The 24,158-nt window shown below is 70.6% G+C and carries 24 protein-coding genes and 1 tRNA gene; 24 read left to right on the top strand and 1 reads right to left on the bottom strand.

Annotated elements, in window-relative coordinates; translation table 11 throughout:
* The first annotated feature begins 36 nt into the window (after positions 1-36).
* Genes trpB through KB893_RS10730 form a run of 5 tightly spaced genes read left to right on the top strand, consistent with a single transcriptional unit; the run spans position 37 to position 5,398 of the window.
* On the top strand, positions 37-1,254 hold the full coding sequence (trpB, locus tag KB893_RS10750) for a tryptophan synthase subunit beta (RefSeq protein WP_211927001.1): 1,218 nt from the start codon (positions 37-39) through the stop codon (positions 1,252-1,254).
* Positions 1,251-2,084, top strand: a complete 834-nt coding sequence (gene trpA / locus KB893_RS10745; RefSeq protein ID WP_213173696.1) for a tryptophan synthase subunit alpha — start codon at positions 1,251-1,253, stop codon at positions 2,082-2,084. Before trpB ends, trpA begins: the two co-directional genes overlap by 4 nt.
* A 35-nt stretch (positions 2,085-2,119) precedes the next feature.
* On the top strand, positions 2,120-3,064 hold the full coding sequence (accD, locus tag KB893_RS10740; protein ID WP_211928242.1) for an acetyl-CoA carboxylase, carboxyltransferase subunit beta: 945 nt from the start codon (positions 2,120-2,122) through the stop codon (positions 3,062-3,064).
* Positions 3,061-4,404 (top strand): phosphoglucosamine mutase, encoded by a 1,344-nt coding sequence (glmM, locus tag KB893_RS10735; RefSeq protein WP_213173695.1) that lies wholly within the window; start codon positions 3,061-3,063, stop codon positions 4,402-4,404. Before accD ends, glmM begins: the two co-directional genes overlap by 4 nt.
* 58 nt (positions 4,405-4,462) lie before the next feature.
* Positions 4,463-5,398: an isopenicillin N synthase family dioxygenase gene (locus KB893_RS10730; RefSeq protein ID WP_211927971.1), complete on the top strand. Its 936-nt coding sequence runs from the start codon at positions 4,463-4,465 to the stop codon at positions 5,396-5,398.
* Between the two features lie 21 nt (positions 5,399-5,419).
* Here the strand turns inward: KB893_RS10730 and KB893_RS10725 are convergent, their stop codons facing one another.
* Positions 5,420-6,223, bottom strand: coding sequence for an SDR family NAD(P)-dependent oxidoreductase (locus KB893_RS10725; protein ID WP_211927969.1), 804 nt, complete (start codon positions 6,221-6,223; stop codon positions 5,420-5,422).
* 108 nt (positions 6,224-6,331) lie between these two features.
* Here KB893_RS10725 and KB893_RS10720 point away from each other — a divergent pair, with 108 nt between their 5' ends.
* The 19 genes from KB893_RS10720 to nuoL all read left to right on the top strand — a co-directional run bounded on the left by KB893_RS10720 (position 6,332) and on the right by nuoL (position 24,155).
* Positions 6,332-7,003, top strand: coding sequence for a methylamine utilization protein (locus KB893_RS10720; RefSeq protein ID WP_213173694.1), 672 nt, complete (start codon positions 6,332-6,334; stop codon positions 7,001-7,003).
* Positions 6,990-9,332, top strand: coding sequence for a putative bifunctional diguanylate cyclase/phosphodiesterase (locus KB893_RS10715; protein ID WP_213173693.1), 2,343 nt, complete (start codon positions 6,990-6,992; stop codon positions 9,330-9,332). The genes KB893_RS10720 and KB893_RS10715 overlap by 14 nt, the downstream gene beginning before the upstream one ends.
* Positions 9,329-10,201: a DUF3034 family protein gene (locus tag KB893_RS10710; protein ID WP_211928204.1), complete on the top strand. Its 873-nt coding sequence runs from the start codon at positions 9,329-9,331 to the stop codon at positions 10,199-10,201. Before KB893_RS10715 ends, KB893_RS10710 begins: the two co-directional genes overlap by 4 nt.
* Before the next feature lie 8 nt (positions 10,202-10,209).
* On the top strand, positions 10,210-10,638 hold the full coding sequence (locus KB893_RS10705) for a group I truncated hemoglobin (RefSeq protein ID WP_213173692.1): 429 nt from the start codon (positions 10,210-10,212) through the stop codon (positions 10,636-10,638).
* Positions 10,639-10,715: 77 nt separating this feature from the next.
* Positions 10,716-11,474, top strand: coding sequence for a triose-phosphate isomerase (tpiA, locus tag KB893_RS10700; protein ID WP_211928278.1), 759 nt, complete (start codon positions 10,716-10,718; stop codon positions 11,472-11,474).
* Positions 11,475-11,483: 9 nt separating this feature from the next.
* Positions 11,484-11,945 (top strand): preprotein translocase subunit SecG, encoded by a 462-nt coding sequence (gene secG / locus KB893_RS10695; RefSeq protein ID WP_213173691.1) that lies wholly within the window; start codon positions 11,484-11,486, stop codon positions 11,943-11,945.
* Between the two features lie 131 nt (positions 11,946-12,076).
* Positions 12,077-12,161, top strand: a tRNA-Leu gene (locus tag KB893_RS10690).
* 189 nt (positions 12,162-12,350) lie between these two features.
* Positions 12,351-12,707 carry an NADH-quinone oxidoreductase subunit A gene (locus KB893_RS10685; protein WP_211927775.1) on the top strand — a complete coding sequence of 119 codons (357 nt, stop codon included), beginning with the start codon at positions 12,351-12,353 and terminating at the stop codon, positions 12,705-12,707.
* Positions 12,698-13,252, top strand: a complete 555-nt coding sequence (locus KB893_RS10680) for a NuoB/complex I 20 kDa subunit family protein (RefSeq protein ID WP_211927774.1) — start codon at positions 12,698-12,700, stop codon at positions 13,250-13,252. Before KB893_RS10685 ends, KB893_RS10680 begins: the two co-directional genes overlap by 10 nt.
* Positions 13,253-13,283: 31 nt before the next feature.
* Positions 13,284-14,012 (top strand): NADH-quinone oxidoreductase subunit C, encoded by a 729-nt coding sequence (locus KB893_RS10675; protein WP_211927773.1) that lies wholly within the window; start codon positions 13,284-13,286, stop codon positions 14,010-14,012.
* Complete coding sequence (locus KB893_RS10670; RefSeq protein WP_213173690.1) at positions 14,009-15,283, top strand: NADH-quinone oxidoreductase subunit D; 1,275 nt, start codon at positions 14,009-14,011, stop codon at positions 15,281-15,283. The genes KB893_RS10675 and KB893_RS10670 overlap by 4 nt, the downstream gene beginning before the upstream one ends.
* Entirely contained in the window at positions 15,280-15,807 is a 528-nt protein-coding gene (nuoE, locus tag KB893_RS10665) for an NADH-quinone oxidoreductase subunit NuoE (protein ID WP_211927771.1), read from the top strand. Before KB893_RS10670 ends, nuoE begins: the two co-directional genes overlap by 4 nt.
* A 107-nt stretch (positions 15,808-15,914) precedes the next feature.
* A complete protein-coding gene (gene nuoF, locus KB893_RS10660; RefSeq protein ID WP_211927770.1) occupies positions 15,915-17,225 on the top strand; it encodes an NADH-quinone oxidoreductase subunit NuoF in 1,311 nt (436 codons plus the stop codon).
* Positions 17,222-19,489 carry an NADH-quinone oxidoreductase subunit NuoG gene (gene nuoG, locus KB893_RS10655; RefSeq protein ID WP_213173689.1) on the top strand — a complete coding sequence of 756 codons (2,268 nt, stop codon included), beginning with the start codon at positions 17,222-17,224 and terminating at the stop codon, positions 19,487-19,489. The genes nuoF and nuoG overlap by 4 nt, the downstream gene beginning before the upstream one ends.
* A gap of 73 nt (positions 19,490-19,562) precedes the next feature.
* Positions 19,563-20,621 (top strand): NADH-quinone oxidoreductase subunit NuoH, encoded by a 1,059-nt coding sequence (gene nuoH / locus KB893_RS10650; RefSeq protein ID WP_213173717.1) that lies wholly within the window; start codon positions 19,563-19,565, stop codon positions 20,619-20,621.
* Between the two features lie 4 nt (positions 20,622-20,625).
* Positions 20,626-21,114 carry an NADH-quinone oxidoreductase subunit NuoI gene (gene nuoI / locus KB893_RS10645; RefSeq protein WP_211928232.1) on the top strand — a complete coding sequence of 163 codons (489 nt, stop codon included), beginning with the start codon at positions 20,626-20,628 and terminating at the stop codon, positions 21,112-21,114.
* Positions 21,115-21,125: 11 nt separating this feature from the next.
* On the top strand, positions 21,126-21,794 hold the full coding sequence (locus KB893_RS10640; RefSeq protein WP_213173688.1) for an NADH-quinone oxidoreductase subunit J: 669 nt from the start codon (positions 21,126-21,128) through the stop codon (positions 21,792-21,794).
* Positions 21,791-22,093 (top strand): NADH-quinone oxidoreductase subunit NuoK, encoded by a 303-nt coding sequence (gene nuoK, locus KB893_RS10635; protein WP_338026927.1) that lies wholly within the window; start codon positions 21,791-21,793, stop codon positions 22,091-22,093. Before KB893_RS10640 ends, nuoK begins: the two co-directional genes overlap by 4 nt.
* 4 nt (positions 22,094-22,097) lie before the next feature.
* Positions 22,098-24,155, top strand: a complete 2,058-nt coding sequence (gene nuoL, locus KB893_RS10630) for an NADH-quinone oxidoreductase subunit L (protein WP_213173686.1) — start codon at positions 22,098-22,100, stop codon at positions 24,153-24,155.
* The last annotated feature ends 3 nt before the right edge of the window (positions 24,156-24,158 follow it).

The following is a 24,158-nucleotide window of genomic DNA, read 5'->3' as shown; positions in this document are numbered from 1 at the left end:
AGGATCGCGGCGGCCGGAAGGCGTGCCGCAGGCGACATGCCCGCAGCCGAAATCAGTGACTTCAACGCGTATCCGGACGAGCACGGCCGCTTCGGCCGCTACGGCGGTACCTTCGTCTCCGAGACCCTGATCGAGCCGCTGCGCGAGCTGGCCGAGGCCTATGCGCGCTGCAGGGCCGATCCGGCCTTCCAGGCCGAGTTCGACGCCGACCTCGCCCACTACGTCGGCCGCCCCAGCCCGATCTACGAGGCGAAGCGGCTGTCGGCCGAGGTCGGCGGCGCGCGCATCCTGCTCAAGCGCGAGGACCTGAACCACACCGGCGCGCACAAGATCAACAACACCATCGGCCAGGCGCTGCTCGCCAGGCGGATGGGCAAGACCCGGATCATCGCCGAGACCGGCGCCGGCCAGCACGGCGTCGCCAGCGCCACCGTGGCCGCGCGGCTGGGCCTGAAGTGCGTGGTCTACATGGGCGCCACCGACATCGAGCGGCAGAAGATCAACGTCTACCGCATGCGCCTGCTCGGCGCCGAGGTGGTGCCGGTGACCTCCGGCTCGAAGACGCTCAAGGACGCGCTCAACGAGGCCATGCGCGACTGGGTCACCAACGTCGCCGACACCTTCTACATCATCGGCACGGTGGCCGGTCCGCACCCTTATCCGATGATGGTGCGCGACTTCAACGCCATCGTCGGCCGCGAGGCGCGTGCGCAGATGCTCGACCAGTACGGGCGCCTGCCGGATGCGATCACCGCCTGCGTCGGCGGCGGGTCCAACGCCATCGGCCTGTTCCACGCCTTCCTCAACGACCGGCAGGTGCGCATCGTCGGCGCCGAGGCCGCGGGCGAGGGGCTCGACAGCGGGCGCCATGCGGCCTCGCTGGCGGCCGGGCGGCCGGGCGTGCTGCACGGCAACCGCACCTATCTGCTGTGCGACGACGACGGCCAGATCATCGAGACGCATTCGGTCTCCGCCGGCCTCGACTACCCCGGCGTCGGCCCGGAGCACGCCTTCCTCAAGGATGCCGGCCGCGCCGAGTACCTCGGCGTCACCGACGCCGAGGCGCTGGACGCCTTCCACACCCTGGCGCGCACCGAGGGCATCCTCGCCGCGCTCGAATCCAGCCACGCCATCGCCCAGGCGATCAAGCTGGCGCGCGACCTGCCCGGCGACGCGCTGGTGCTGGCCAACCTGTCGGGCCGCGGCGACAAGGACGTGCACACGATCGCCGCGCGCGAGGGGATCGCACTGTGAGCGGCAACCGCATCGACCTCCGCTTCCAGGCGCTCGCCGCCGCCGGCCGCAAGGCGCTGGTGCCCTTCGTCACCGCCGGCGATCCCGCGCTCGAGGCGACCGTGCCCGTGCTGCACGCACTGGTGTCCGGCGGTGCGGACGTCATCGAGCTGGGCATGCCGTTCAGCGACCCGATGGCCGACGGCCCCGCGATCCAGCGCGCCAGCGAGCGCGCGCTCGCCCGCGGCGTCGGCCTCGACGACGTGCTCGGCTGCGTGCGCGGCTTCCGCGGCGACGACGGCGACACTCCGATCGTGCTGATGGGCTACCTCAACCCGGTCGAGATCCGCGGACCGGAACGCTTCGCGCGCGAGGCGGCCGCCGCAGGCGTGGACGGCGTGCTGCTGGTCGACCTGCCGCCGGAGGAGGCCGACGCGATCCGCGCCGCCTTCGACGCCGCCGGCCTGGCCCTGATCGCCCTGGTCGCGCCGACCACCACGCCACAGCGGCAGGCGCGGATGGCGGCGCTCGCGCAGGGCTACCTCTACTACGTCAGTTTCGCCGGGGTGACCGGCGCCGACCGCCTCGACGTCGACGCGGTGGGCGAGGGCGTGCGCGGTCTGCGCGAACGCGCGCGCCTGCCGGTGGCGGTGGGCTTCGGCGTGCGCGATGCGGCCAGCGCGAAGGCGGTGGCGGCGGTGGCCGACGGCGTGGTCGTCGGCAGCGCGCTGGTCGACCGCCTGGCCGATGCGCCCGATGCCGCGACCGCGGCGCGCCGGGCCCGGGAGTTCGCCGCGGTGCTGCGGCGCGCCATCGACGGGGTCGACGGCGGCGAGGGTGCGGTGGGCTAGAATTCCCGCCCCTTTCGCTGGACCGGTCGCCACGCATGAGCAGCTGGCTGCAGAAACTGATGCCCGCCCGCATCCGCACGGATGCCAACAGCCGTCGCCGCAACGTGCCCGAAGGGCTGTGGGAGAAGTGCGGCCGCTGCCAGGCGGTGCTGTACCGGCCGGAGCTCGAGCGCAACCTCGAGGTCTGCCCGAAGTGCAACCACCACCGCGCGATCGGCGCGCGCGAGCGCCTGGTGCGCTTCTTCGACGTCGGCGGCACCCACGAGATCGCCGGCGAGCTCGGCCCGGTCGACGTGCTGCGCTTCAAGGACACCAAGAAGTACGCCGACCGCATCAAGGCCAGCCAGAAGCAGGTCGGCGAGAAGGACGCGCTCGTCGCCATGCACGGCATGCTCAAGGGCCTGCCGACGGCCGCGTGCGCTTTCGAGTTCCGCTTCATGGGCGGCTCGATGGGTTCTGTGGTGGGCGAGAAGTTCGCCCGTGCCGCGGAGTTCGCGCTCGCCGAGCGCATGCCCTTCGTCTGCTTCTCCGCCTCCGGCGGCGCGCGCATGCAGGAGGGCCTGTTCTCGCTGATGCAGATGGCCAAGACCTCGGCGACCCTGGCGCGCCTGCGCGCGGCCGGCCTGCCCTTCGCCTCGGTGCTCACCAACCCGACCACCGGCGGCGTGTCGGCGAGCTTCGCGATGCTGGGCGACCTCAACGTCGCCGAGCCCGAGGCGCTGATCGGCTTCGCCGGGCCGCGCGTGATCCAGCAGACCGTGCGCGAGACGCTGCCCGAAGGCTTCCAACGTTCGGAATTCCTGCGCGAGCATGGCGCGATCGACATGATCGTCGACCGCCGCGAGCTGCGCGACCGCCTCGGCGACGTCCTGGCGCTGATGATGGGACGCCCCAGGCCCGCCGCCGGCCTCGGCGATGCCGAACCAGAGCCGCTCGGCCCGGTTCCGGTGCCGCCGGCCGACGCGGTGGTCGAACCGTGAGCCGACGCTACTTCGGCACCGACGGCATCCGCGGCCGGGTCGGTTCGCCGACCATCTCCGCGGATTTCGTGCTCAAGCTCGGCTGGGCCGCCGGCCGCGTGCTGAGCGGCGCCAGCGGCAACCATTCCAGCGTGGTGATCGGCAAGGACACCCGCATCTCGGGCTACATGTTCGAATCCGCGCTGGAGGCCGGCCTGGTCGCCGCCGGCGTCGACGTGCAGCTCCTCGGCCCGATCCCGACTCCCGGCGTCGCCTACCTGACGCGCTCGCTGCGCGCGGACGCGGGCATCGTCATCAGCGCCTCGCACAACCCGCACGAGGACAACGGCATCAAGTTCTTCTCCGCCGAGGGCGAGAAGCTGCCGGACGAAGTCGAGCTCGCGATCGAGGAGGAACTCGACCACGCCTTCCTGACCGTGCCCTCCAGCGAGCTCGGCAAGGCCGCGCGCGTGGACGGGGCGGCGATGCGCTACGGCGAGTTCTGCAAGTCGACCATTCCCGCCGATCTCGAGCTCAAGGGCCTGAAGATCGCGCTCGACTGCGCGCACGGCGCCACCTACGACATCGCGCCGCGGCTGTTCCGCGAGCTGGGCGCCCAGGTCTCCGCGATCGGCGTCGAGCCCGACGGCCTCAACATCAATCGCGGCGTCGGCTCCACCGACATGGCGGCCCTGCGCCGGCACGTCCTCGCCACCGGCGCCGACCTCGGCATCGCCTTCGACGGCGACGGCGACCGCCTGCAGTTCGTGGCCGCCGACGGCGAGGTCGCCGACGGCGACGACCTGCTCTACGTGCTCGCCCGCGACTGGAAGGCGCGCGGCCGGCTCGCAGGCCCGGTGGTCGGCACGCTGATGACCAACTTCGGCCTGGAGCAGGCCTTCGCGGCCGAGGGCATCGCCTTCCTCCGCGCGCAGGTCGGCGACCGCTACGTGCACCGCGCGCTGGTCGACAACGGCGGCGTGCTCGGCGGCGAGGCCTCGGGCCACCTGCTGTGCCTGGACCGCGCCACCACCGGCGACGGCATCGTCTCCGCGCTGCAGGTGCTCGAGGTGCTGCGCCGTCGGCGCACGGGCCTGCGCGGCCTGCTCGAGGGCCTGCGCCGCTATCCGCAGAAGACCGTCAACGTGCGCTTCGCGGCCGGTGCGCGTCCGGCCGAGGCCGACGGCGTGCAGCGCGAACTCGCCGCCGCGCAGGCCGAGCTCGCCGGCCGCGGCCGCGCCTTCATCCGTCCCTCGGGGACCGAGCCGGTCGTGCGCGTCACCGCCGAGGCGGACGACGCCGCGCTGATGGAACAGGTCCTCGAACGCCTCGCCACCGCGGTGCGCCAGGCCGCCGCCTGAGCGCATCCTCCCGCGCTCCGCCCACGCGCGATCCTCCTTGAGCCACAGCCCGATCCCGATGAGCCAGATCCCGACCCTCGACATCCGCCGCTTCGACAGCGACCGCGACGCCTTCGTCGCCGACCTCGGCGCCGCCTACCGCGAATGGGGCTTCGCCGGCATCCGCGGGCACGGCATCGCGCAGCCGCTGATCGACGAGGCCTACGACGTGTTCCAGCGCTTCTTCGCGCTGCCGGAGGAGACCAAGCGCAGGTACCACGTGCCCGGCGGCGGCGGCGCGCGCGGCTACACGCCGTTCGGCGTGGAGACGGCGAAGGGCGCGGCGCACTTCGACCTCAAGGAGTTCTGGCACATCGGCCGCGAGCTGCCGGCGGACTCGAAGTACCGCGAGGTGATGCCGCCGAACGTGTGGCCGGAGGAAGTGCCCGACTTCCGCGCCAAGGGCCTGGCCCTGTACCGGGCGCTGGATGCACTGGGCGCGCGCGTGCTGCAGGCGCTGGCCCTGCACATCGGCCTGCCGCAGGACTACTTCGCCGACAAGACCGACGCCGGCAATTCGATCCTGCGCCCGATCCACTACCCGCCGATCACCGCCGACGAGGTCCCGAACGTGCGCGCCGGCGCGCACGAGGACATCAACCTGATCACGCTCCTGGTCGGCGCCAGCGCCGCCGGGCTCGAGGTGCGCTCGCATGCGGGCGAGTGGGTGCCGTTCACCGCGTCCGAGGACACCATCGTGGTCAACATCGGCGACATGCTGCAGCGCCTGACCAACCACGTGTATCCCTCGACCACGCACCGGGTCACCAACCCGCAGGGCGATGCGGCGCGGCAGCCGCGCTACTCGACGCCGTTCTTCCTGCACCCCAATCCCGACTTCGTGATCGACGTGCTGCCCTCCTGCGTCACCGCCGACAACCCGAGCCGCTATCCGGAGCCGATCACCGCGCAGGGCTACCTCGAGGAGCGGCTGCGCGAGATCAAGCTGAAGTAGCCGCCGGTCCGCGACGCCGCCTCAGCCGGCGTCGCGGATCCGCCGCGAGCCGCGCGCCATCGCCGTGTGCAGCACGGCTTCCGGCAGCAGCCGGATCGCCGCGCGCAGCGCCTTGTACGGCAGGCCCGGCACCACCACGGTGCGTCCGCGCTCGACCCCGTCCACGCCGGCGCGCGCGACCGCGTCGGCATCCAGCCACATCCAGCGCGGCAGCTGCGACACCAGCGCGCGGGTGCCGGTGACGTCGTGGAACTCCGAGCGGGTGAACCCGGGGCAGAGCGCGCACACGCGCACGCCGTGGCGACGGTTCTCCAGCGCCAGCGATTCGCTGAAGCGGACGAGGAAGCTCTTGGCGCCGGCATAGAGCGTCTGCCCGGCCGCGCCGGGAACCAGCGCGGCGAAGGAGGCGACGTTGAGGATGCGGCCCTGGCCGCCGGCGCGGATGTCCGGCAGCAGGCGCCAGGTGAGTTCGCAGGTGGCGGTGACCATCACCTGCAGGAAGTCCGCGTGCCGGGCCCACGACGGCGTGAGGTAGTCGCCGGGCACGCCGTAGCCGGCGTTGTTGACCAGCCCGCCGACGCGGATGCCGCGTTCGCCGAGAGCAGCGTGGACATGCGCCGCGGCGCCCGGCCGCGCGAGATCGGCGACCAGCACCTCGCAGGCCACCCGCGGCGCGAGTTCCGCGGCCAGCGCCCGCAGGCGCTCCCCGCGCCGCGCGGTCAGCACCAGCGGCACGCCGCGCCTGGCGTACTCGCGCGCGATCGCAGCGCCGATGCCGCTGGAGGCGCCGGTGACGAGGACGGGGGCTGGAGACGGCGGCTGCATCGTTCAGACGATTCCGAAAAGTGGCGCGGGCGTGACCGATGGCGCGGGCGTTGCTCCAAGCTAGCGGCTCGCCACACCGGCCGCCACGGCCGTCATCGCCACGGACTCATGCTGCGCATCGTCGTTGTCTTCATCGCATCCGTCCTCGCCGCGGCCGCGGCCGCCGCCGAGCTGGAGGTCCAGGTCCTCGATGCGGACGACGCGCAGCCGCTGGCGGACGCGGTGATCAGCCTGCACCCGGCCTCCGGCGCGCCCGCAGTGGCACCCGGCGACGCCGTCGTCGACCAGCGCGACAGCACCTTCGTTCCGCACGTGCTGGCGGTGACCCGCGGCAGTCGGGTGCGCTTCCCCAACAGCGACAACGTGCTGCACCAGGTTTACTCGTTCTCGGAGGCGAAGCGCTTCGAGCTGCCGCTCTACAGCGGGCAGCCGCCGAAGTCGGTGCACTTCCCCGACGCCGGGGTGGTCGCCCTGGGCTGCAACATCCACGACCAGATGTCGGCGTTCATCGTGGTCCTGGATACGCCGTACCACGCGGTGACCGACGCGGACGGCCGGGCGCGGATCAAGGCGCCCGCTGGCGACTACCGTCTTGAAACCTGGCACGAGCGACTGCAGGGCGGGCAGGCGGTCGCACGTCCACTGCGCGTGGACGGCACGCAAGTGGAGCCGGTCGAGGTCTCCCTGGCGCTGGCCCCGCCACCGCCGCCGCGGATCCAGGACCCGCGCCTGCGCGCCCTGCAGGACCGCTTCCGGAGCCTGAAGAATGATCGGCGCTGAGCGCCACGCCGCGCTGGCCCGTGCGCTGCCGCGGTTGAGCTTCCACGGCAAGCTGCTGGCGCTGCTCGCGGGCCTGGTGGTCGCGGCCCAGCTGGCCACCTTCGGCGTCGTGCGCTTCGCGGTCGACCGCAGCGTCGACCTGCAGCTCGGCCGCCAGCTCGAGGTCGGCGAGCGCGTCTGGCTGCAGATCGATGCGGCGCGCGCGGACCAGCTCCTGGGCTTCGTGCAGGTTCTCGCCGACGACTATGGCTTCCGCCAGGCCGTCGCCAGCGGCGACGCGGCGACGATCGACTCCGCGCTGGCCAACCAGGCGCAGCGGATCGACGCGGACATGGCCTGGCTGCTCGCGCCCGACGGCAGCCTCCGGGCCGGCCTCGACGTCACCGGCGCCGACGCGCTCGAGACGGTCCTGCGCCCGCTGGTCGAGCGTGCGCGGCAGGACGGGGTGGCGACCGGCGTGGTGCGCATCGGAAGCCGTCCCTTCCAGGTCGCGCTCGTTCCGGTGCTGGCGCCGGCGCACATCGCCTGGGCGGTCGTCGGAGTGGACTTCGGCAGCGCCTACGTCCGCGAGTTCCAGGCGATCACCGGGCTCGACGCCAGTATCCTGGTCGCCGACGCGAACGCGCCGCCGCGCCTGCACGCCAGCAGCCTCGGCAGCGAAGCCGACGGCCGCGGGCCCGAAACCACGCAGGACGGCGTGGTGCGCGCACTGGGTGCCGACGAAACCGGGCCAGGCGTGCAGGTCGTGCTGCGGGCCTCGCACAGCGACGCACTCGCTCCCTACCGCAGCCTGGCGCTGACCATCCTGTTGCTGTCGGCGGTCGCGGCGGCGATCGCGCTGGTGGTGGCGGGGGCGATCGGGCGCAACGTGACCCGGCCGATCAGCCGCCTCGCCGGCGCCGCCCGGCGCATCGAGGGCGGCGACTACTCGCGCAGCGTGGAGGTGCGCGGAGGCGACGAGGTCGCCGCGCTGGCCGGAAGCTTCAACCGCATGCAGGCGGCGATCGCGCAGCGCGAGGCGCGGATCCTCCACCAGGCGCAGCACGACGGCCTCACCGGCCTGGCCAACCGGGTGCGGGCGCGCGCCGAACTGGAGCGGCTGATCGCCGAGGCGAGGGCGGGGGAGGGCGGCTGCGCGGTGCTGGTGCTGAACCTGGACCGCTTCAAGGAGATCAACGACGCCTTCGGTCATGCCTTCGGCGACGGCGTGCTGGTCGAGGTCGCGCGCCGGCTCGGCGACGCGCTCATGCCGGGCGATCTCGTCGCGCGGCTGGACGGCGACGAGTTCCTGGCCCTGCTGGCCGACTGCGACGGTGCCGCGGCCATGGCGCGGGCGCAGCGCCTGCTCGACGCGCTCGACACCCCGCTGGAGCTCCCGGAGAGCGAGGTCGCGGTGACCGCGAGCGCGGGGCTGGCGGTGTATCCCGAGCATGCGCAGGAACCATCGAGCCTGATGCGGCGTGCCGACATCGCCATGCACGAGGCCAAGCGCGACCGCTCCGGGCTCGAGGTCTACATCGCCGGCCGCGACGAACAGCACCTGCGCCGGCTGGGCCTGATCGCCGCGCTGCGCGATGCGATCGCGCGCGACGAGCTGACCGTGAACTTCCAGCCCAAGGTGGACATTCCCAGCGGGCGCGTGCGTCATGCCGAGGTGCTGGTGCGCTGGACGAGCGGAACCTATGGCTGGGTCGGCCCGGACGAGTTCATCCCGCTCGCCGAGCAGTCGGGTCTGATCCACGCCCTCACCCGCCACGTGCTGGACGCGGCGCTGGCGACGCTGCGCGGGTGGTGCGATCGCGGGCTCGATCTCGCGGTCGCGGTGAACCTGTCGGCGGTGGACCTGGTCGATGCCTCGCTGCCGGTGTGGATCGCCTCGCGCCTGGCGCACCACGGCCTGGGCGCCGAGCGCCTGATCCTGGAGGTGACCGAGACCTCGGTGATGCGCGACGTCGATGCCGCGGTCGCGCTCCTGCACCGCCTGCGCGGGGCCGGCATCCGCCTGGCGATCGACGACTTCGGCACCGGGCAGTCCTCGCTGGCCCAGCTCAAGCGCCTGCCGGTCGACGAGCTGAAGATCGACAAGAGCTTCGTGATGCGCCTGGGCGAGGCGGGCGACGACGCGATCATCGTCCGCTCCACCATCGAGATCGGCCACAACATGGGCCTGAAGGTCGTGGCCGAGGGCGTGGAGACGCCGGCGGGACTCGAGGCGCTGCGCGCGATGCGCTGCGACATGGCCCAGGGCTATCTCTTCAGCCGGCCGCTGCCGGCGGCGGCGTTCGAACAGTGGTGTCGCGCGTTCGCGGCGACGGAGACGACGACATGAGCGGGTTCCCGCGCGCGGTGTGCGCGCTGTTGCTGCTGGCCTGCATCGCGCTGCCGGCGCAGGCCGCCGGCGAGCAGGGCCGGTTGCTGGCCACAGGTGGTGCGATGCAGATCGAGGGCGCCGCCGGCGGCGGCATCGTGCCGTGGGCGGTGCTCGCCGGCTACGGCACCGGGGACCAGAACGGCGGCAGCGCCTTCCATACCCGCATCGACACCGGCGACTACGCGCTGCGCGTCACCGGGGCGGCCTGGACCCTGCGCAACCGCGTCGAACTGTCCCTGGCGCGCCAGCGCTTCGCCCTGCCGACCCTGCAGGGCCTGCTCGGCCTGCCGAACGGCGTGTTCGAGCAGGACGTCCTCGGCGCCAAGCTGCGCCTGGCCGGGGACCTGGTGTACGGCGACCTGCCGCAGTTCGCGCTCGGCATCCAGCACAAGCGCCAGCGCGACTTCGACATTCCGCGGGCAGTGGGCGCGGTCGACGATTCCGGCACCGACATCTACCTGAGCGCCAGCCGCCTGTTCCTCGGCGCCGCGGCCGGTCGCAACCTGCTGCTCAATGCGACCGTGCGTGCCACGCGCGCCAACCAGACCGGCCTGCTCGGCTTCGGCGGCGACCGGTGCGATGCGTACGCAGCCGTCTTCGAAGGGTCCGCGGCGGTGCTGCTCAACCCGCGCTGGGCGGTCGGCGTGGAGTACCGGCAGAAGCCGGACAACCTCGGCTTCGCGGCGGAGAACGACTGGCGCGACGCCTTCGTCGCCTGGTTCCCGAACAAGCGGGTGGCGGTGATCGCCGCCTGGGCCGGGCTCGGCGAGATCGCCACGCTGGGCGGCCAGGACGGCTGGTATCTCTCCATCCAGCTGAGCCAGTGACGATGCGCATGCTTCTCCACGCCCGGATCCTCGGCATCGGCGCCGCGCTGGCCCTGACCGCCTGCGCGAGCGCCCCGCCGCGCCCCGGGCTGTACGCCGAGCTCGGCGGCGGCGAGGGCATCCAGGCCATCGTCGACGGCTTCCTCGGGCACGTCGCCGAGGACGCGCGCATCAACCACTTCTTCGCCGGCACCGACGTGATGCGCCTGCGCGAGAAGCTCGCCGAGCAGATCTGCGTGGAGGCCGGAGGACCGTGCACCTACACGGGCGTTGCAATGGATGTCATCCACGCCGGTCGCGGCATCGACGCGGCGGCCTTCAACGCGGTGGTCGAGGACCTGGTCGCGGCGATGGACGACCAGGGCGTGTCCGTGTCCGCGCAGAATCGGCTGCTGCGGCAGCTCCCGCCGCTGCGGGAGGACATCATCCACCGCTGAGCCGGCGCCGCTGCCCACGAAAGCGTGACGGGGGGCGCTGCTAGACTCCCGGGCTCTTTCGAACAGGGAGAACCCGGATGCGCCGCAAGCTCGTCGCTGGCAACTGGAAGCTGCATGGCAGCCGCGATTTCGCCACCGGCCTGGTCGGTCAAATCGTCGCGAGCCTTCCTGTGCAGGGCGTCGATGTCGTCGTCCTGCCGCCGCTGCCCTACCTGGGCGACCTGGTCGAGGACTTCGAGGGTGCGCCGGTGGCGTTCGGCGCGCAGGACGTCAGCTCCAGCAGGGAAGGCGCCTACACCGGCGAGGTCTCTGCCTCGATGCTCGTCGACGTCGGCGCACGCTACGGGCTGGTCGGTCATTCCGAGCGGCGCAAGTACCACCACGAGAGCAGCGAACTGGTCGCCCGCAAGTTCGTGGCGGCGGCCGAGGCGGGGCTGACGCCGGTCCTGTGCCTGGGCGAGACGCTCGACCAGCGCGAGGCGCACCGCACCGAGTCGGTGCTGGCCTCGCAGCTCGTGCCGGTCCTCGACCTCGCCGGCGCGGACGCCTTCGCCAATGCGGTGGTGGCCTACGAGCCGGTCTGGGCGATCGGCACCGGCAAGACCGCCACCCCGGAGCAGGTGCAGGCGGTGCACGCCTTCATCCGTGGCGAGGTCGCCGGACGCAGTGCTAAGATCGCCGATTCGCTGCCGATCCTGTACGGCGGCAGCGTCAAGCCCGCCAACGCCGCCGAGCTGTTCGCCCAGCCCGACGTCGATGGCGGCCTGATCGGAGGCGCCTCGCTCGTCGCCGACGATTTCATCGCCATCATCGCGGCGGCATCGCCGGCCGCCTGAGCCATCGCCATGCTGCTGACCTTCGCAAACATCCTCTACGTCCTCGTCTCCGCGGCGATGATCGTGCTCATCCTGATGCAGCGCGGCGCCGGCGCCGCGGCCGGTTCCGGCTTCGGTGGCGGCGCCTCGTCGACCGTGTTCGGCGCGCGCGGTGCATCCAACTTCCTGTCGAAGTCGACCAAGTGGCTGGCGGTGGCGTTCTTCGCCATCAGCCTGGGCATGGCCTGGTATGCCGCCCACCCGCAGGGCACCGCCCCGGCCATCGAGGACATGGGCGTGATGGGCGAGGTGCCCGACGTCCCGGCGGCGCCCGTCGGCGATGCCGCGGTGCCGGCCGCCCCGGCGGCCACGACGCCCGCGCCGGCCACGGTTCCGGCGGCTCCGGCCGCGCAGGACGCCGTGCCCGCTCCGGCGGACGAGGCGACGCCGGCAGCGCCGCAGGCCGGCGAAGACGAGAACGGTTCGCAGTAGGTCCCCCTTCGCGGCGTTTCGACGCCGCAGCCGCGAAAAAATGTCGTCGAAGTGGTCGCGTTGCAGGACACAATTCGATTCGGCGCTGGTACAATTTCACGGCTCCGGATGCTCGCATCCGGAAACACCTTGCCCAGGTGGCGGAATTGGTAGACGCACTACCTTGAGGTGGTAGCGACGCAAGTCGTGGAGGTTCGAGTCCTCTCTTGGGCACCATTCCTGACGAATCCCGGTCCGCCGGGATTCGCCGCGATGCGGGGTCCCGCATCCACGCGCGGCGGCCGGCACGCTCCGGCCGCGTGCGGTCGACCCGCCGGGTCCAACCGGCAGGACGCAACAACGCTCCGCCGTCTCTCGCTGCGATGGCGTGGCGGCTGCCCCGCAGGGCTGAAGACGGGAAACGACGTGCTGGCCGAATACCTGCCGATCCTTCTGTTCCTCATCGTGGCCACCGGTGTCGGCGTGGCCCTGCTGATCATCGGCTGGCTGCTCGGGCCGCGGCGCCCGGACGGCGAGAAGCTCTCGCCCTACGAGTGCGGCTTCGAGGCCTTCGAGGACGCGCGCATGCAGTTCGACGTGCGCTACTACCTCATCGCCATCCTGTTCATCGTGTTCGATCTCGAGATCGCCTTCCTGTTTCCGTGGGCGACGGTCTTCCGCGAGCTCGGCGGCCCGGCGCTGATCGCCATGGGCCTGTTCCTGGGGCTGCTGGTGATCGGATTCCTCTACGAGTGGAAGAAGGGAGCACTGGAATGGGAGTGAGCGATACCGTCTCCCGGCTGATGAACAACCCGGTGCCGGTCGGCCGGGTCGACGACATCCTGCGTCCGGAAGGCGAGAATCCGCTGCTGGAGCGCGGCTACGTCACCACCTCGGTGGACGCGCTGGTGAACTGGGCGCGCACGGGCTCGATGTGGCCGGTCACCTTCGGCCTGGCCTGCTGCGCGGTCGAGATGATGCACGCCGGCGCCGCGCGTCTGGACATGGACCGCTACGGCGTGATCTTCCGTCCGTCGCCGCGCCAGTCCGACGTGATGATCGTGGCCGGCACGCTGGTCAACAAGATGGCCCCGGCGCTGCGCAAGGTCTACGACCAGATGCCCGACCCGAAGTGGGTCATCTCGATGGGCAGCTGCGCCAACGGCGGCGGCTACTACCACTATTCCTATTCGGTCGTGCGTGGCTGCGACCGGGTCGTGCCGGTCGACGTCTACGTGCCGGGCTGCCCGCCGACGGCCGAGGCGCTGGTGTACGGGATCCTGCAGCTGCAGAAGAAGATCCGTCGCACCAACACCATCGCCCGCTGAACCTCCTCTCTCCGCTTCGCAGCTACGCCCCATGGCCGAGCCAGCCCCCTCATTCCCGGATCGCCTGCGCGCCTTTTTCGGCGCGCGCGTGCTTGCCCTCGTGGACCGGCACGGCGAGCTGACCCTCGAGGTCGCCGCCGCCGACTGGATCGACGTCGCACGTTCGCTGCGCGACGAGCCCGAGTTCCGCTTCGAGCAGCTCATGGACCTGTGCGGCGTGGACTACCTGTCCTACGGCCAGGCCGAGTGGGACACCACCGACGTGTCCTCCGAGGGCTTCTCGCGCGGCGTCGAAGGGCGCGGGCCGGGGCGCTTCAGCTGGGAGGAGCGGCCGACCGCGGCCGGGCCCGAGCGGCGCTTCGCGGTGGTCGCGCACCTGCTGTCGGTGTCCAACAACCTGCGGCTGCGCGTGCGTTGCTTCGCGCAGGACAACACGCTGCCGGTGGTGCCTTCGCTCATCGACGTGTGGCCGGGCGTCAACTGGTTCGAACGCGAGGCCTTCGACCTGTTCGGCGTGATCTTCGAGGGCCACCCGGACCTGCGTCGCCTGCTCACCGACTACGGCTTCGTCGGCCATCCGTTCCGCAAGGACTTCCCGCTGATCGGCAACGTCGAGGTCCGCTACGACGCCGAGAAGAAGCGCGTGATCTACGAACCCGTCTCGATCGAGCCGCGCGTCGGCGTGCCGCGCGTGGTGCGCGAGGATTCGCGCTGGGCCCAGGCCGAGGCCGAGACCGGCGCCAGGAGCGGCCACGCATGAACATGCCCAGCGTCAACGCCCAGGAAATCCGCAACTACACGCTGAACTTCGGTCCCCAGCATCCGGCCGCCCACGGCGTGCTGCGCCTGGTGCTGGAGATGGACGGCGAGACCGTCATGCGCGCCGACCCGCACGTCGGCCTGCTGCACCGTGGTACCGAGAAGCTCGCGGAGTCCAAGCCGTTCAACCAGTCGATCGGCTACATGGACCGCCTCGACTACGTCTCGATGATGTGCAACGAGCACGCCTACGTGCGTGCGATCGAGGCGCTGATGGGGATCGAGGCGCCGGAGCGGGCGCAGTGGATCCGCACGCTGTTCGACGAGATCACGCGCATCCTCAACCACCTCATGTGGGTGGGCACCAACGGGCTCGACCTCGGCGCCATGGCGGTGATGCTCTACGCGTTCCGCGAGCGCGAGGAGCTGATGGACTGCTACGAGGCGGTCTCCGGCGCGCGCATGCACGCGGCCTACTACCGCCCGGGCGGCGTCTACCGCGACCTGCCCGACCGCATGCCGCAGTACAGGGAGTCGCCCTGGCACAAGGGCAAGGCGCTCAAGCGCATCAACGCCTGGCGCGAGGGCTCGATGCTCGACTTCCTCGACGCCTTCGCCGACGACTTCCCGAAGCGGGTCGACGAGTACGAGACCCTGCTCACCGACAACCGCATCTGGAAGCAGCGCACCGTCGGCATCGGCGTGGTCTCGCCCGAGCAGGCGCTGGCCTGGGGCATGACCGGTCCGATGCTGCGCGGCTCGGGCATCGAGTGGGACCTGCGCAAGACTCAGCCCTACGCCAGGTACGACGAGGTCGACTTCGACGTCGCCGTGGGCGTGGAGGGCGACTGCTACGACCGCTATCTCGTACGCGTCGCCGAGATGCGCCAGTCGGCCAGGATCATCAAGCAGTGCGTCGCCTGGCTGCGCGCCAATCCCGGCCCGGTCATGGTCAAGAACTACAAGGTCGCGCCTCCCTCCCGCGAGGAGATGAAGGACGACATGGAAGCGCTGATCCACCACTTCAAGCTGTTCACCGAGGGCTACAGCGTGCCCGCGGGCGAGACCTACCAGGCGGTCGAGGCGCCCAAGGGCGAGTTCGGCTGCTACCTGGTCTCCGACGGCGCCAACAAGCCGTTCCGCGTGAAGCTGCGCGCGCCCGGCTTCTCGCACCTGTCGTCGATGGACGCGATCGTGAAGGGGCACATGCTGTCCGACGTGGTCGCCATGATCGGCACCTACGACATCGTCTTCGGGGAGATCGACCGATGAGGGCCACCGGCAACTTCGAGGCGGTGCGCGACATCGATCCGCTGGTCGCGCTCAGCGACCACACCCGCGCGCACATCGATCACTGGGTGGCCAAGTTCCCGGCCGACCGCAAGCGCTCGGCGCTGATCCAGGGCCTGTTCGCGGCGCAGGAGCAGAACGAGGGCTTCCTCACCGACGCGCTGATGGCGGCGGTGGCCAACTACCTCGGCCTGCCGCCGGTGTGGGCCTACGAGGTCGCCAGCTTCTACTCGATGCTGGAGACCAGTCCGGTCGGGCGCAACAACGTGGCGTTCTGCACCAACATCTCGTGCTGGCTCAACGGCGCCGAGGACCTGGTCGCGCACGCCGAGAAGAAGCTCGGCTGCAGGCTCGGTGAGTCCACCGCCGACGGGCGCGTGTACCTCAAGCGCGAGGAGGAGTGCCTCGCCGCCTGCTGCGGCGCGCCCATGATGGTGGTCAACGGGCACTACCACGAGAAGCTGACCCCCGAGAAGATCGACGAGATCCTCGACGGGCTGAAGTAGTACGCAGCGGCGACCGCCCGCGGCCCTGACGGGCGCGCGGCGCCGCAACGAAATCGACAGGGTGCGGCCCGGCCGCACCCGCACGGCATCCAACGGAAATCACGGCGATGGCATACGGTCCGGCACCGCAGGAGCACAACGTGGTCTACACCACGCTGCATTTCGAGCAGCCGTGGGCGTACGAGAACTACCTCAAGACCGGCGGCTACCAGGCGCTGCGCAGGATCCTCGCAGAGAAGATCGCGCCCGCCGACGTGGTCGAGATGGTCAAGCAGTCGGGCCTGCGCGGCCGCGGCGGCGCGGGCTTCCCGACCGGGCTGAAGTGGAGCTTCATGCCCAAGGGCGACATGCAGAAGTACATCCTCTGCAACTCCGACGAGTCCGAGCCCGGCACCTGCAAGGACCGCGACATCCTGCGCTTCAACCCGCACGCGGTGGTTGAGGGCCTGGCGATCGCCTGCTACGCCACCGGCTCGACCGTCGCCTACAACTACCTGCGCGGCGAGTTCCACCACGAGCCGTTCGAGCGCATCGAGCAGGCGGTGAAGGAAGCCTATGAGCACGGCTGGCTCGGCAAGGACGTGCTCGGCTCGGGCATCGACATCGACATCCACAACGCACTCGGCGCCGGCGCCTACATCTGCGGCGAGGAGACGGCGCTGATGGAATCGCTGGAGGGCAAGAAGGGCCAGCCGCGCTTCAAGCCGCCGTTCCCGGCGAACTTCGGCCTGTTCGGCAAGCCGACCACGATCAACAACACCGAGACCTACGCCTCGGTGCCGGCGATCGTGCGCAACGGCGCGGAGTGGTTCCTCAACCTCGGCAAGCCCAACAACGGCGGCGCCAAGGTGTTCTCGGTCTCCGGCCACGTGGCGCGCCCGGGCAACTACGAGATCCGCCTCGGCACGCCCTTCAGGGACCTGCTCGAGATGGCCGGCGGCATGCGCCCGGGCCGCACGATCAAGGCGGTGATCCCCGGCGGATCCTCCATGCCCGTCCTCAAGGGCGAGGCCATGATGGAGCTCACCATGGACTACGACGCGCTGCAGAAGGCCGGCTCCGGCCTCGGCTCGGGCGCGGTCGTGGTGATGGACGACACCACCTGCATGGTCCGCGCCTGCCAGCGCATCGCGCGCTTCTACTTCAAGGAGTCCTGCGGCCAGTGCACCCCGTGCCGCGAGGGCACCGGCTGGATGTACCGCATGCTCACCCGCATCGTCGAGGGCAGGGCGACCCACGAGGACCTGCAGATGCTGAAGACGTCCGCGGGCCAGATCGAGGGCCACACCATCTGCGCCTTCGGCGAGGCCGCGGCCTGGCCGGTGCAGGGCTTCCTGCGCCAGTTCTGGGACGAGTTCGAATACTTCATCGAGCACAAGCGCTCGATCGTCGACACCAAGCTGGAGGCCGCCGCATGAGTGCGCAGCCCGCCGATCCCAACGTGCCGCCGGATCACGTCAGCATCGAGATCAACGGCGTCAGCATGACCGCGCCGAAGGGCTCGATGATCATCCAGGCCGCCGACCGGGCCGGGATTCCGATCCCCCGTTTCTGCTACCACGACAAGCTGCCGATCGCGGCCAACTGCCGCATGTGCCTGGTCGAGGTCGAGATGGGCGGGCGGCCGATGCCCAAGCCGCAGCCGGCCTGCGCCACGCCGGTCGGCGACGGCATGAAGATCCAGACCCGTTCCGACAGGGCGCTGCACGCGCAGCGCAACGTCATGGAGTTCCTGCTGATCAACCATCCGCTGGACTGCCCGATCTGCGACCAGGGCGGCGAATGCGAGCTGCAGGACGTGTCGCTCGGCTACGGCCGCTCGGTCAGCCGTTTCGCCGAGCGCAAGCGCGTGGTCGCCGACGAGGACATGGGCCCGCTGGTGGCCACCGAGATGACGCGCTGCATCCAGTGCACGCGCTGCATCCGGGTGATGAGCGAGGTCGCCGGCACCTACGAGCTTGGCGGCATGAACCGCGGCGAGCGCCTCGAGATCGGCACCTACGACGGCAAGCCGCTGACCAGCGAGCTGTCGGGCAACGTCATCGACGTCTGCCCGGTCGGCGCGCTGACCAACAAGGTCTACCGCTTCCGCGCGCGCCCGTGGGAGCTGATCGCGCGCGAGTCGATCGGCTACCACGACGCGCTGGGCTCGAACCTGTTCCTGCACGCGCGCCGCGGCGAGATCGTGCGCACCGTGCCGCGCGACAACGACGCCATCAACGAGTGCTGGCTGTCGGACCGCGACCGCTACTCGCACCAGGGCCTGTACGCCGAGGACCGCGCGCTGAAGCCGATGCTGCGCGAGGGCGACGGCTGGCGCGAGGCGGACTGGGACGAGGCGCTGGCCGCGGCCGCGAAGATCCTGCGCGACAACGCCGGCGACGGCCTCGGCGTGCTCGCGCACCCGGCGACCTCGAACGAGGAGGGCGCGCTGCTGAAGGCGCTCGCCGAGGGCCTGGGCAGCGGGCACGTCGACCACCGCATCAACCTGCTCGACTTCGCCGACCGCCCGGTCGCGGAAGCGGCGCAGGTGCCGGCGCTCGAGCTCGAGCAGGCCGACGTCGTGCTCGTGGTCGGCAGCAATCCGCGCCACGAGGTGCCGCTGCTGCATCACCGCCTGCGCAAGGCGGCCAAGCGCGGCGCGCGCATCGCGGCGATCAATCCAGTCGATTTCGACTTCACCTTCCCGGCCTTTGAGTCGCGCACGGTCGCGCCGTCGACGCTGCCGGCGGAACTCGAGGCGCTGGCGGCCGGCGACGCCATCCACGACGCGCTCGCCAAGGCCGGCAGCGCCGTGATCCTCCTGGGCGCGATCGCCGAGACGCATCCGCAGGCCAGCCGCATCCGCGCCGCCGCGCGTGCGCTGGCGGCCGCCACCGGTGCCCGGCTCAACCGCATCCCGCAGGGCGCCAACGCGCTCGGCCTGGCCCGCCACGGCGTGCTGCCGACGGGGCTCGATGCGCGCGCCATGCTGGCGCAGCCGCGCGGCGCCTACGTGCTCTACGGCATCGAGCCCGGGCTCGACTTCGCCGACAACGCGGCCGCACGCCAGGCGCTGTCCGGGGCGCGGGTCGTGGCCTTCAGCCATTTCGCCTGTGCCTCGACGCGCGCGGTGGCCGACGTGATCCTGCCGATCGCGCTGACGCCCGAGACCGACGCCACCTACACCAACCTCGACGGCGTCGACCAGCGCGTCGTGCCGGGCGGCAAGCCGCCGGGTTCGGCCCGTGCCGGCTGGCGCGTGCTGCGCGCGCTCGGCGGCGATCTCGGCGCGGCCGGCTTTGGGTTCACCGACCTGGCCGGCCTGCGCGCCCAGCTCGCGCCGACCGACGTGCGCTGCGGCGAAGGCCGCGCCGAGGCCGCCCCGGCGGCGGGCGAGGGCGCGCTCGAGCGCGTGGCGACGCCGGCGGTCTACCGCGCCGACGCCGTGCTGCGCCGTGCCGCCGCACTGCAGGCGCACCCGCTCACCGCGGGCGCCCGCGCCGTGCTGCACCCGGAGGAGGCGCTCGCGCGCGGCCTGTCCGAAGGCGGCGTGGCCAGGTTCGCCGACGAACGCGGCACCGCCACGCTGCCGGTCGCCACCTCCACCCGCGTCGCCCGCGGCGCGGTGTGGATCGAGACCGGCTACGCCGAAACCGCGCCGCTGTCGCCGACGGCCGCGCTCACCGTGACGAGGGCCTGACGTGTCGCTGTCCCATCTCGCCACCGCCGCGGCGCAGTCGCCCGGCTTCTGGACCTACGCGACCTCGCCCACGCTGTGGGGCGAGAGCCTCAGCGCCAACCTGGGCCTGTTCGGCGCGATCCTGTGGATCGTGCTGAAGATCCTGGCGATCACCGTGCCGGTGATCATCTCGGTCGCCTTCTACGTCGTGTGGGAGCGCAAGCTCATCGGCTGGATGCACGTGCGCCACGGGCCGATGTACGTCGGCATGGGCGTGTTCCAGGCCTTCGCCGACGTGTTCAAGCTGCTGTTCAAGGAGATCGTCGTCCCGAGCTCCGTGCAGAAGGCGCTGTACACGCTGGCGCCGCTGATCGCGCTGGCCCCGGCCTTCGCCGCCTGGGCGGTGATCCCGTTCGACGCGCAGGCGGTGCTCGCCGACGTCAACGCCGGCCTGCTGTACCTGCTGGCGATGACCTCCGCCGGCGTGTACGGGATCATCCTCGCCGGCTGGGCCTCGAACTCGAAGTACGCCTTCCTCGGCGCCATGCGTTCGGCGGCGCAGGTGATCAGCTACGAGATCGCGATGGGCTTCGCCCTGGTCGGCGTGCTGATCGCGGCCGGCACCATGAACCTCTCGGGCATCGTCATGGCGCAGGCCGGCGACGCCGGCTTCCTCGAGTGGTTCTGGCTGCCGCTGCTGCCGCTGTTCGTCATCTACTGGATCTCGGGCGTGGCGGAAACGAACCGCGCGCCGTTCGACGTCGCCGAGGGCGAGTCGGAGATCGTGGCCGGCTTCCACGTCGAGTACTCCGGTTCGGCCTTCGCGATCTTCTTCCTGGCCGAGTACGCCAACATGATCCTGATCAGCTTCCTGGTCGCGATCCTGTTCCTCGGCGGCTGGCTGAGCCCATTCCAGGGCTGGTTCGCCGGCATCCCGGTGCTCGAGTTGCTGGCCGTGGGCGGCTGGTGGTGGCTGTTCGCGAAGGTGTTCTTCTTCGCCTCGGCCTACATCTGGCTGCGCGCGAGCTTCCCGCGCTACCGCTACGACCAGATCATGCGCCTGGGCTGGAAGGTCTTCATCCCGATCGCCATCGTCTGGGTGTTCGTCGCCGCCGTCGCCGCCTACCTCGGCTGGTTCACGGCCGGAGCCTGACCGAATGAATCGCATCGTCCACTACTTCCGAAGCCTGCTCCTGCTCGAACTCCTGCGGGGCCTGTGGCTGACCCTCAAGGTGCTGTTCCGTCCGAAGTACACGCTGATGTACCCGATGGAGAAGTTCCCGCAGTCCAACCGCTTCCGCGGCCTGCACGCCCTGCGTCGGTATCCGAACGGCGAGGAGCGCTGCATCGCGTGCAAGCTGTGCGAGGCGGTATGCCCGGCGCTGGCCATCACCATCGATTCCGAGCCCCGCGGCGACGGCACGCGGCGCACCACGCGCTACGACATCGACCTGTTCAAGTGCATCTTCTGCGGCTTCTGCGAGGAGTCGTGCCCGGTGGACTCGATCGTCGAGACGCACATCCTCGAGTACCACTTCGAGAATCGCGGCGAGAACATCGTCACCAAGCCGCAGCTGCTCGCGCTGGGCGACCGCTTCGAGTCCGAGATCGCCGAGCGTCGCGCGGCCGATTCGGCCTTCCGCTGAGGACCAAGGGCATGGACTTTCCGCTGATCGCCTTCTACGTCTTCGCCGCCTTCGCCATCGCTGCCGCGCTGGGCGTGATCTCCGCGCGCAACCCGGTCTACGCGGTGCTGTCGCTGGTGCTGACGTTCTTCTCGACCGCCTGCCTGTGGATCCTGGCCGAGGCCGAGTTCCTCGGCATCGCGCTGGTGCTGGTCTACGTCGGCGCGGTGATGGTGCTGTTCCTGTTCGTGGTGATGATGCTCGACATCAACATCGCGCCGCTGCGCGAGGGCTTCGCCCGCTACCTGCCGGTGGGCATCGTCGTCGCGGTGGTGATGTTCGCCGAGATGCTGACCCTGATCGGCGTCCTCGCCGGCCGCGTCTCCACCGAGATGTCGGCGGTGGACCCGGCCGCGGCCGCGGGCCTGTCGAACATCGAATGGATCGGGCGCACGCTGTTCTCGGCCTACCTGATGCCGTTCGAGGTCGCGGCGGTCATCCTGACCGTGGCGCTGATCGCGGCGATGATGCTGACCCTGCGCCGTCGCGAGGGCACCAAGCATCAGGATCCCGGCAGCCAGGTGCGGGTGCGCAGCGGCGACCGCGTGCGCCTGGTGAAGATGGCCGCGCAGCCGCGCCGGACCACGCGCACCGGCGCGTCGGTGGAGACCGCGGGAGCGGGCGGGGAGGGCTCGAAGTGACCTTGGCACATTACCTGACGGTCGGCGCGCTGCTGTTCAGCATCGCGGTGGCCGGCATCATCATCAACCGCAAGAACGTGATCGTGCTGCTGATGGCGATCGAGCTGATGCTGCTGGCGGTCAACGTCAACTTCGTCGCCTTCTCGCGCTTCCTCGGCGACGTCAACGGCCAGATCTTCGTGTTCTTCATCCTCACGGTGGCCGCGGCCGAGGCCGCGATCGGCCTCGCGATCCTGGTCACCTTGTTCCGCAATCGGCGCACGATCAACGTCGCCGAGATCGACACGCTCAAAGGATGATCCGGTGCTGAGCCAGAACCTGCTCCTGACCATCGCGCTGGCGCCGCTGCTCGGCGCCATCCTCGCCGGCCTGTTCGGCCGCCAGATCGGCCGCGTCGGCGCGCACACGGTCACCATCCTCGGCGTGGCGGTGTCCTGCGCCGCGTCCTTCTACGTCCTCCAGCAGCTGGTGTGGGGCGGGGCGGAGTCGTTCTACGGCAACGTCTACACCTGGTTCGACATCGGCGGATATTCGGCCCATGTCGGCTTCATGGTCGACCGCCTGACCGCGATGATGATGGTGGTGGTGACCTTCGTGTCGCTGCTGGTGCACGTCTACACCATCGGCTACATGCACGGGGACCCGGGCTACCAGCGGTTCTTCAGCTACATCTCGCTGTTCACCTTCTCGATGCTCATGCTGGTCATGAGCAACAACTTCCTGCAACTGTTCTTCGGCTGGGAAGCGGTGGGCCTGGTGTCGTACCTGCTGATCGGCTTCTGGTTCAAGCGGCCGTCGGCGATCTTCGCCAACATGAAGGCCTTCCTGGTCAACCGCGTGGGCGACTTCGGCTTCCTGCTCGGCATCGCCGGCATCCTGTTCTTCTTCGAGTCGCTCGACTACCGCACCGTGTTCGGCAGCCTGGAGCTGATCCAGGGCCAGACCATGGCCGGGCTGATCGGGCTGGACTGGCAGGCGATCACCTTCGTGTGCATCTGCCTGTTCGTCGGCGCGATGGGCAAGTCCGCGCAGGTGCCTCTGCACGTGTGGCTGCCGGACTCGATGGAGGGCCCGACCCCGATCTCGGCGCTGATCCACGCTGCGACGATGGTCACCGCCGGCATCTTCATGGTCGCGCGCATGTCGCCGCTGTTCGAGCTGTCGCCGACCGCGCTCGAGGTGGTGCTGTTCGTCGGTGCGACCACAGCCTTCTTCACCGGCCTGATCGGCATCGTCCAGTACGACATCAAGCGCGTCGTGGCGTACTCGACGCTCTCGCAGCTGGGGTACATGACGGTCGCCCTGGGCGTATCGGCGTACTCGGCCGCCGTGTTCCACCTGATGACCCACGCCTTCTTCAAGGCCCTGCTGTTCCTGGCGGCGGGCTCGGTGATCATGGGCATGCACCACGAACAGGACATGCGCAAGATGGGCGGCCTGCGCAGGTACATGCCGATCACCTGGATCACCGCGGTGATCGGCACCCTGGCCCTGGTCGGCACGCCGTTCTTCGCCGGCTACTACTCGAAGGACATCATCATCGAGGCCGCCGAGATCGCCCGTCACGAGGGCGGCTGGGTGCAGCAGTACGCCTACTGGTCGGTGCTGCTCGGCGTGTTCGTGACCAGCTTCTACAGCTTCCGCCTGCTGTACCTGACCTTCCACGGGCCGGAACGCTTCCGCGACGCTCACGCCGACCACGCCGAGTCGCATGGCGACGCCGCGCACGAGGATGCCGAGGCGCAGGTGCACGAGGACGACCACCACCATGGACCGGTCGAGCCGCACGAATCGCCTTGGGTGGTGACCCTGCCGCTGGTGCTGCTGGCGATCCCTTCGATCGCGATCGGCTTCTTCACCATCGGACCGATGCTGTTCGGCGACTTCTTCGACGGCGCGATCTTCGTGATGCCCGAGCACGACCGGGTGGCCGAGATCGGCCGCGAGCTGTTCCACGGCGCGGTGGCGTTCGGCCTGCACTTCTACGCGTCGCCCGCGTTCTGGTTCGCGTTCGCCGGCTTTGCGGCGGCGACCTGGATCTACCTGTTCCAGCCGTCGATCGCCGACCGCGCGCGCAGGATGTTCGCCCTGCCGATCCGCGTGCTCGAGAACAAGTACGGCTTCGACGACCTGTGGATCAAGGGCTTCGCCGGCGGCGGCCTCGGCCTCGGCCGCCTGTTCTTCAAGGCCGGCGACACCGCGCTCATCGACGGCGTCGCGGTCAACGGTTCGGCGGCGGTCGTCGACCGGCTCGGCGCGGTCCTGCGCCGGGTGCAGTCCGGACTTCTCTACCACTACGCCTTCGCGATGATCCTCGGCGTCATCGTGCTGCTGTACGCGCTGATGCGCGCTGTCGGATAACAA

This window comes from Coralloluteibacterium stylophorae (assembly GCF_018122625.2).
GTDB lineage: Bacteria > Pseudomonadota > Gammaproteobacteria > Xanthomonadales > Xanthomonadaceae > Coralloluteibacterium > Coralloluteibacterium stylophorae.
The sequence above is the reverse complement of the archived record's forward strand: the minus strand, read 5'-3'. Positions and strand labels throughout refer to the sequence as shown.

What these genes read in the sequence shown, in the direction of transcription:
- KB893_RS10710 (WP_211928204.1), top strand. Translation starts at nt 9,329, where the DNA reads ATGAGCGGGTTCCCGCGCGCGGTGTGCGCGCTGTTGCTGCTGGCCTGC.
- nuoF (WP_211927770.1), top strand. Translation starts at nt 15,915, where the DNA reads ATGGCATACGGTCCGGCACCGCAGGAGCACAACGTGGTCTACACCACG.
- KB893_RS10640 (WP_213173688.1), top strand. Translation starts at nt 21,126, where the DNA reads ATGGACTTTCCGCTGATCGCCTTCTACGTCTTCGCCGCCTTCGCCATC.
- KB893_RS10680 (WP_211927774.1), top strand. Translation starts at nt 12,698, where the DNA reads ATGGGAGTGAGCGATACCGTCTCCCGGCTGATGAACAACCCGGTGCCG.
- KB893_RS10705 (WP_213173692.1), top strand. Translation starts at nt 10,210, where the DNA reads ATGCTTCTCCACGCCCGGATCCTCGGCATCGGCGCCGCGCTGGCCCTG.
- nuoI (WP_211928232.1), top strand. Translation starts at nt 20,626, where the DNA reads ATGAATCGCATCGTCCACTACTTCCGAAGCCTGCTCCTGCTCGAACTC.
- KB893_RS10720 (WP_213173694.1), top strand. Translation starts at nt 6,332, where the DNA reads ATGCTGCGCATCGTCGTTGTCTTCATCGCATCCGTCCTCGCCGCGGCC.
- KB893_RS10715 (WP_213173693.1), top strand. Translation starts at nt 6,990, where the DNA reads ATGATCGGCGCTGAGCGCCACGCCGCGCTGGCCCGTGCGCTGCCGCGG.
- KB893_RS10675 (WP_211927773.1), top strand. Translation starts at nt 13,284, where the DNA reads ATGGCCGAGCCAGCCCCCTCATTCCCGGATCGCCTGCGCGCCTTTTTC.
- KB893_RS10725 (WP_211927969.1), bottom strand. Translation starts at nt 6,223, where the DNA reads ATGCAGCCGCCGTCTCCAGCCCCCGTCCTCGTCACCGGCGCCTCCAGC.
- KB893_RS10670 (WP_213173690.1), top strand. Translation starts at nt 14,009, where the DNA reads ATGAACATGCCCAGCGTCAACGCCCAGGAAATCCGCAACTACACGCTG.
- secG (WP_213173691.1), top strand. Translation starts at nt 11,484, where the DNA reads ATGCTGCTGACCTTCGCAAACATCCTCTACGTCCTCGTCTCCGCGGCG.
- tpiA (WP_211928278.1), top strand. Translation starts at nt 10,716, where the DNA reads ATGCGCCGCAAGCTCGTCGCTGGCAACTGGAAGCTGCATGGCAGCCGC.
- accD (WP_211928242.1), top strand. Translation starts at nt 2,120, where the DNA reads ATGAGCAGCTGGCTGCAGAAACTGATGCCCGCCCGCATCCGCACGGAT.
- nuoG (WP_213173689.1), top strand. Translation starts at nt 17,222, where the DNA reads ATGAGTGCGCAGCCCGCCGATCCCAACGTGCCGCCGGATCACGTCAGC.
- nuoE (WP_211927771.1), top strand. Translation starts at nt 15,280, where the DNA reads ATGAGGGCCACCGGCAACTTCGAGGCGGTGCGCGACATCGATCCGCTG.
- trpB (WP_211927001.1), top strand. Translation starts at nt 37, where the DNA reads ATGCCCGCAGCCGAAATCAGTGACTTCAACGCGTATCCGGACGAGCAC.
- KB893_RS10730 (WP_211927971.1), top strand. Translation starts at nt 4,463, where the DNA reads ATGAGCCAGATCCCGACCCTCGACATCCGCCGCTTCGACAGCGACCGC.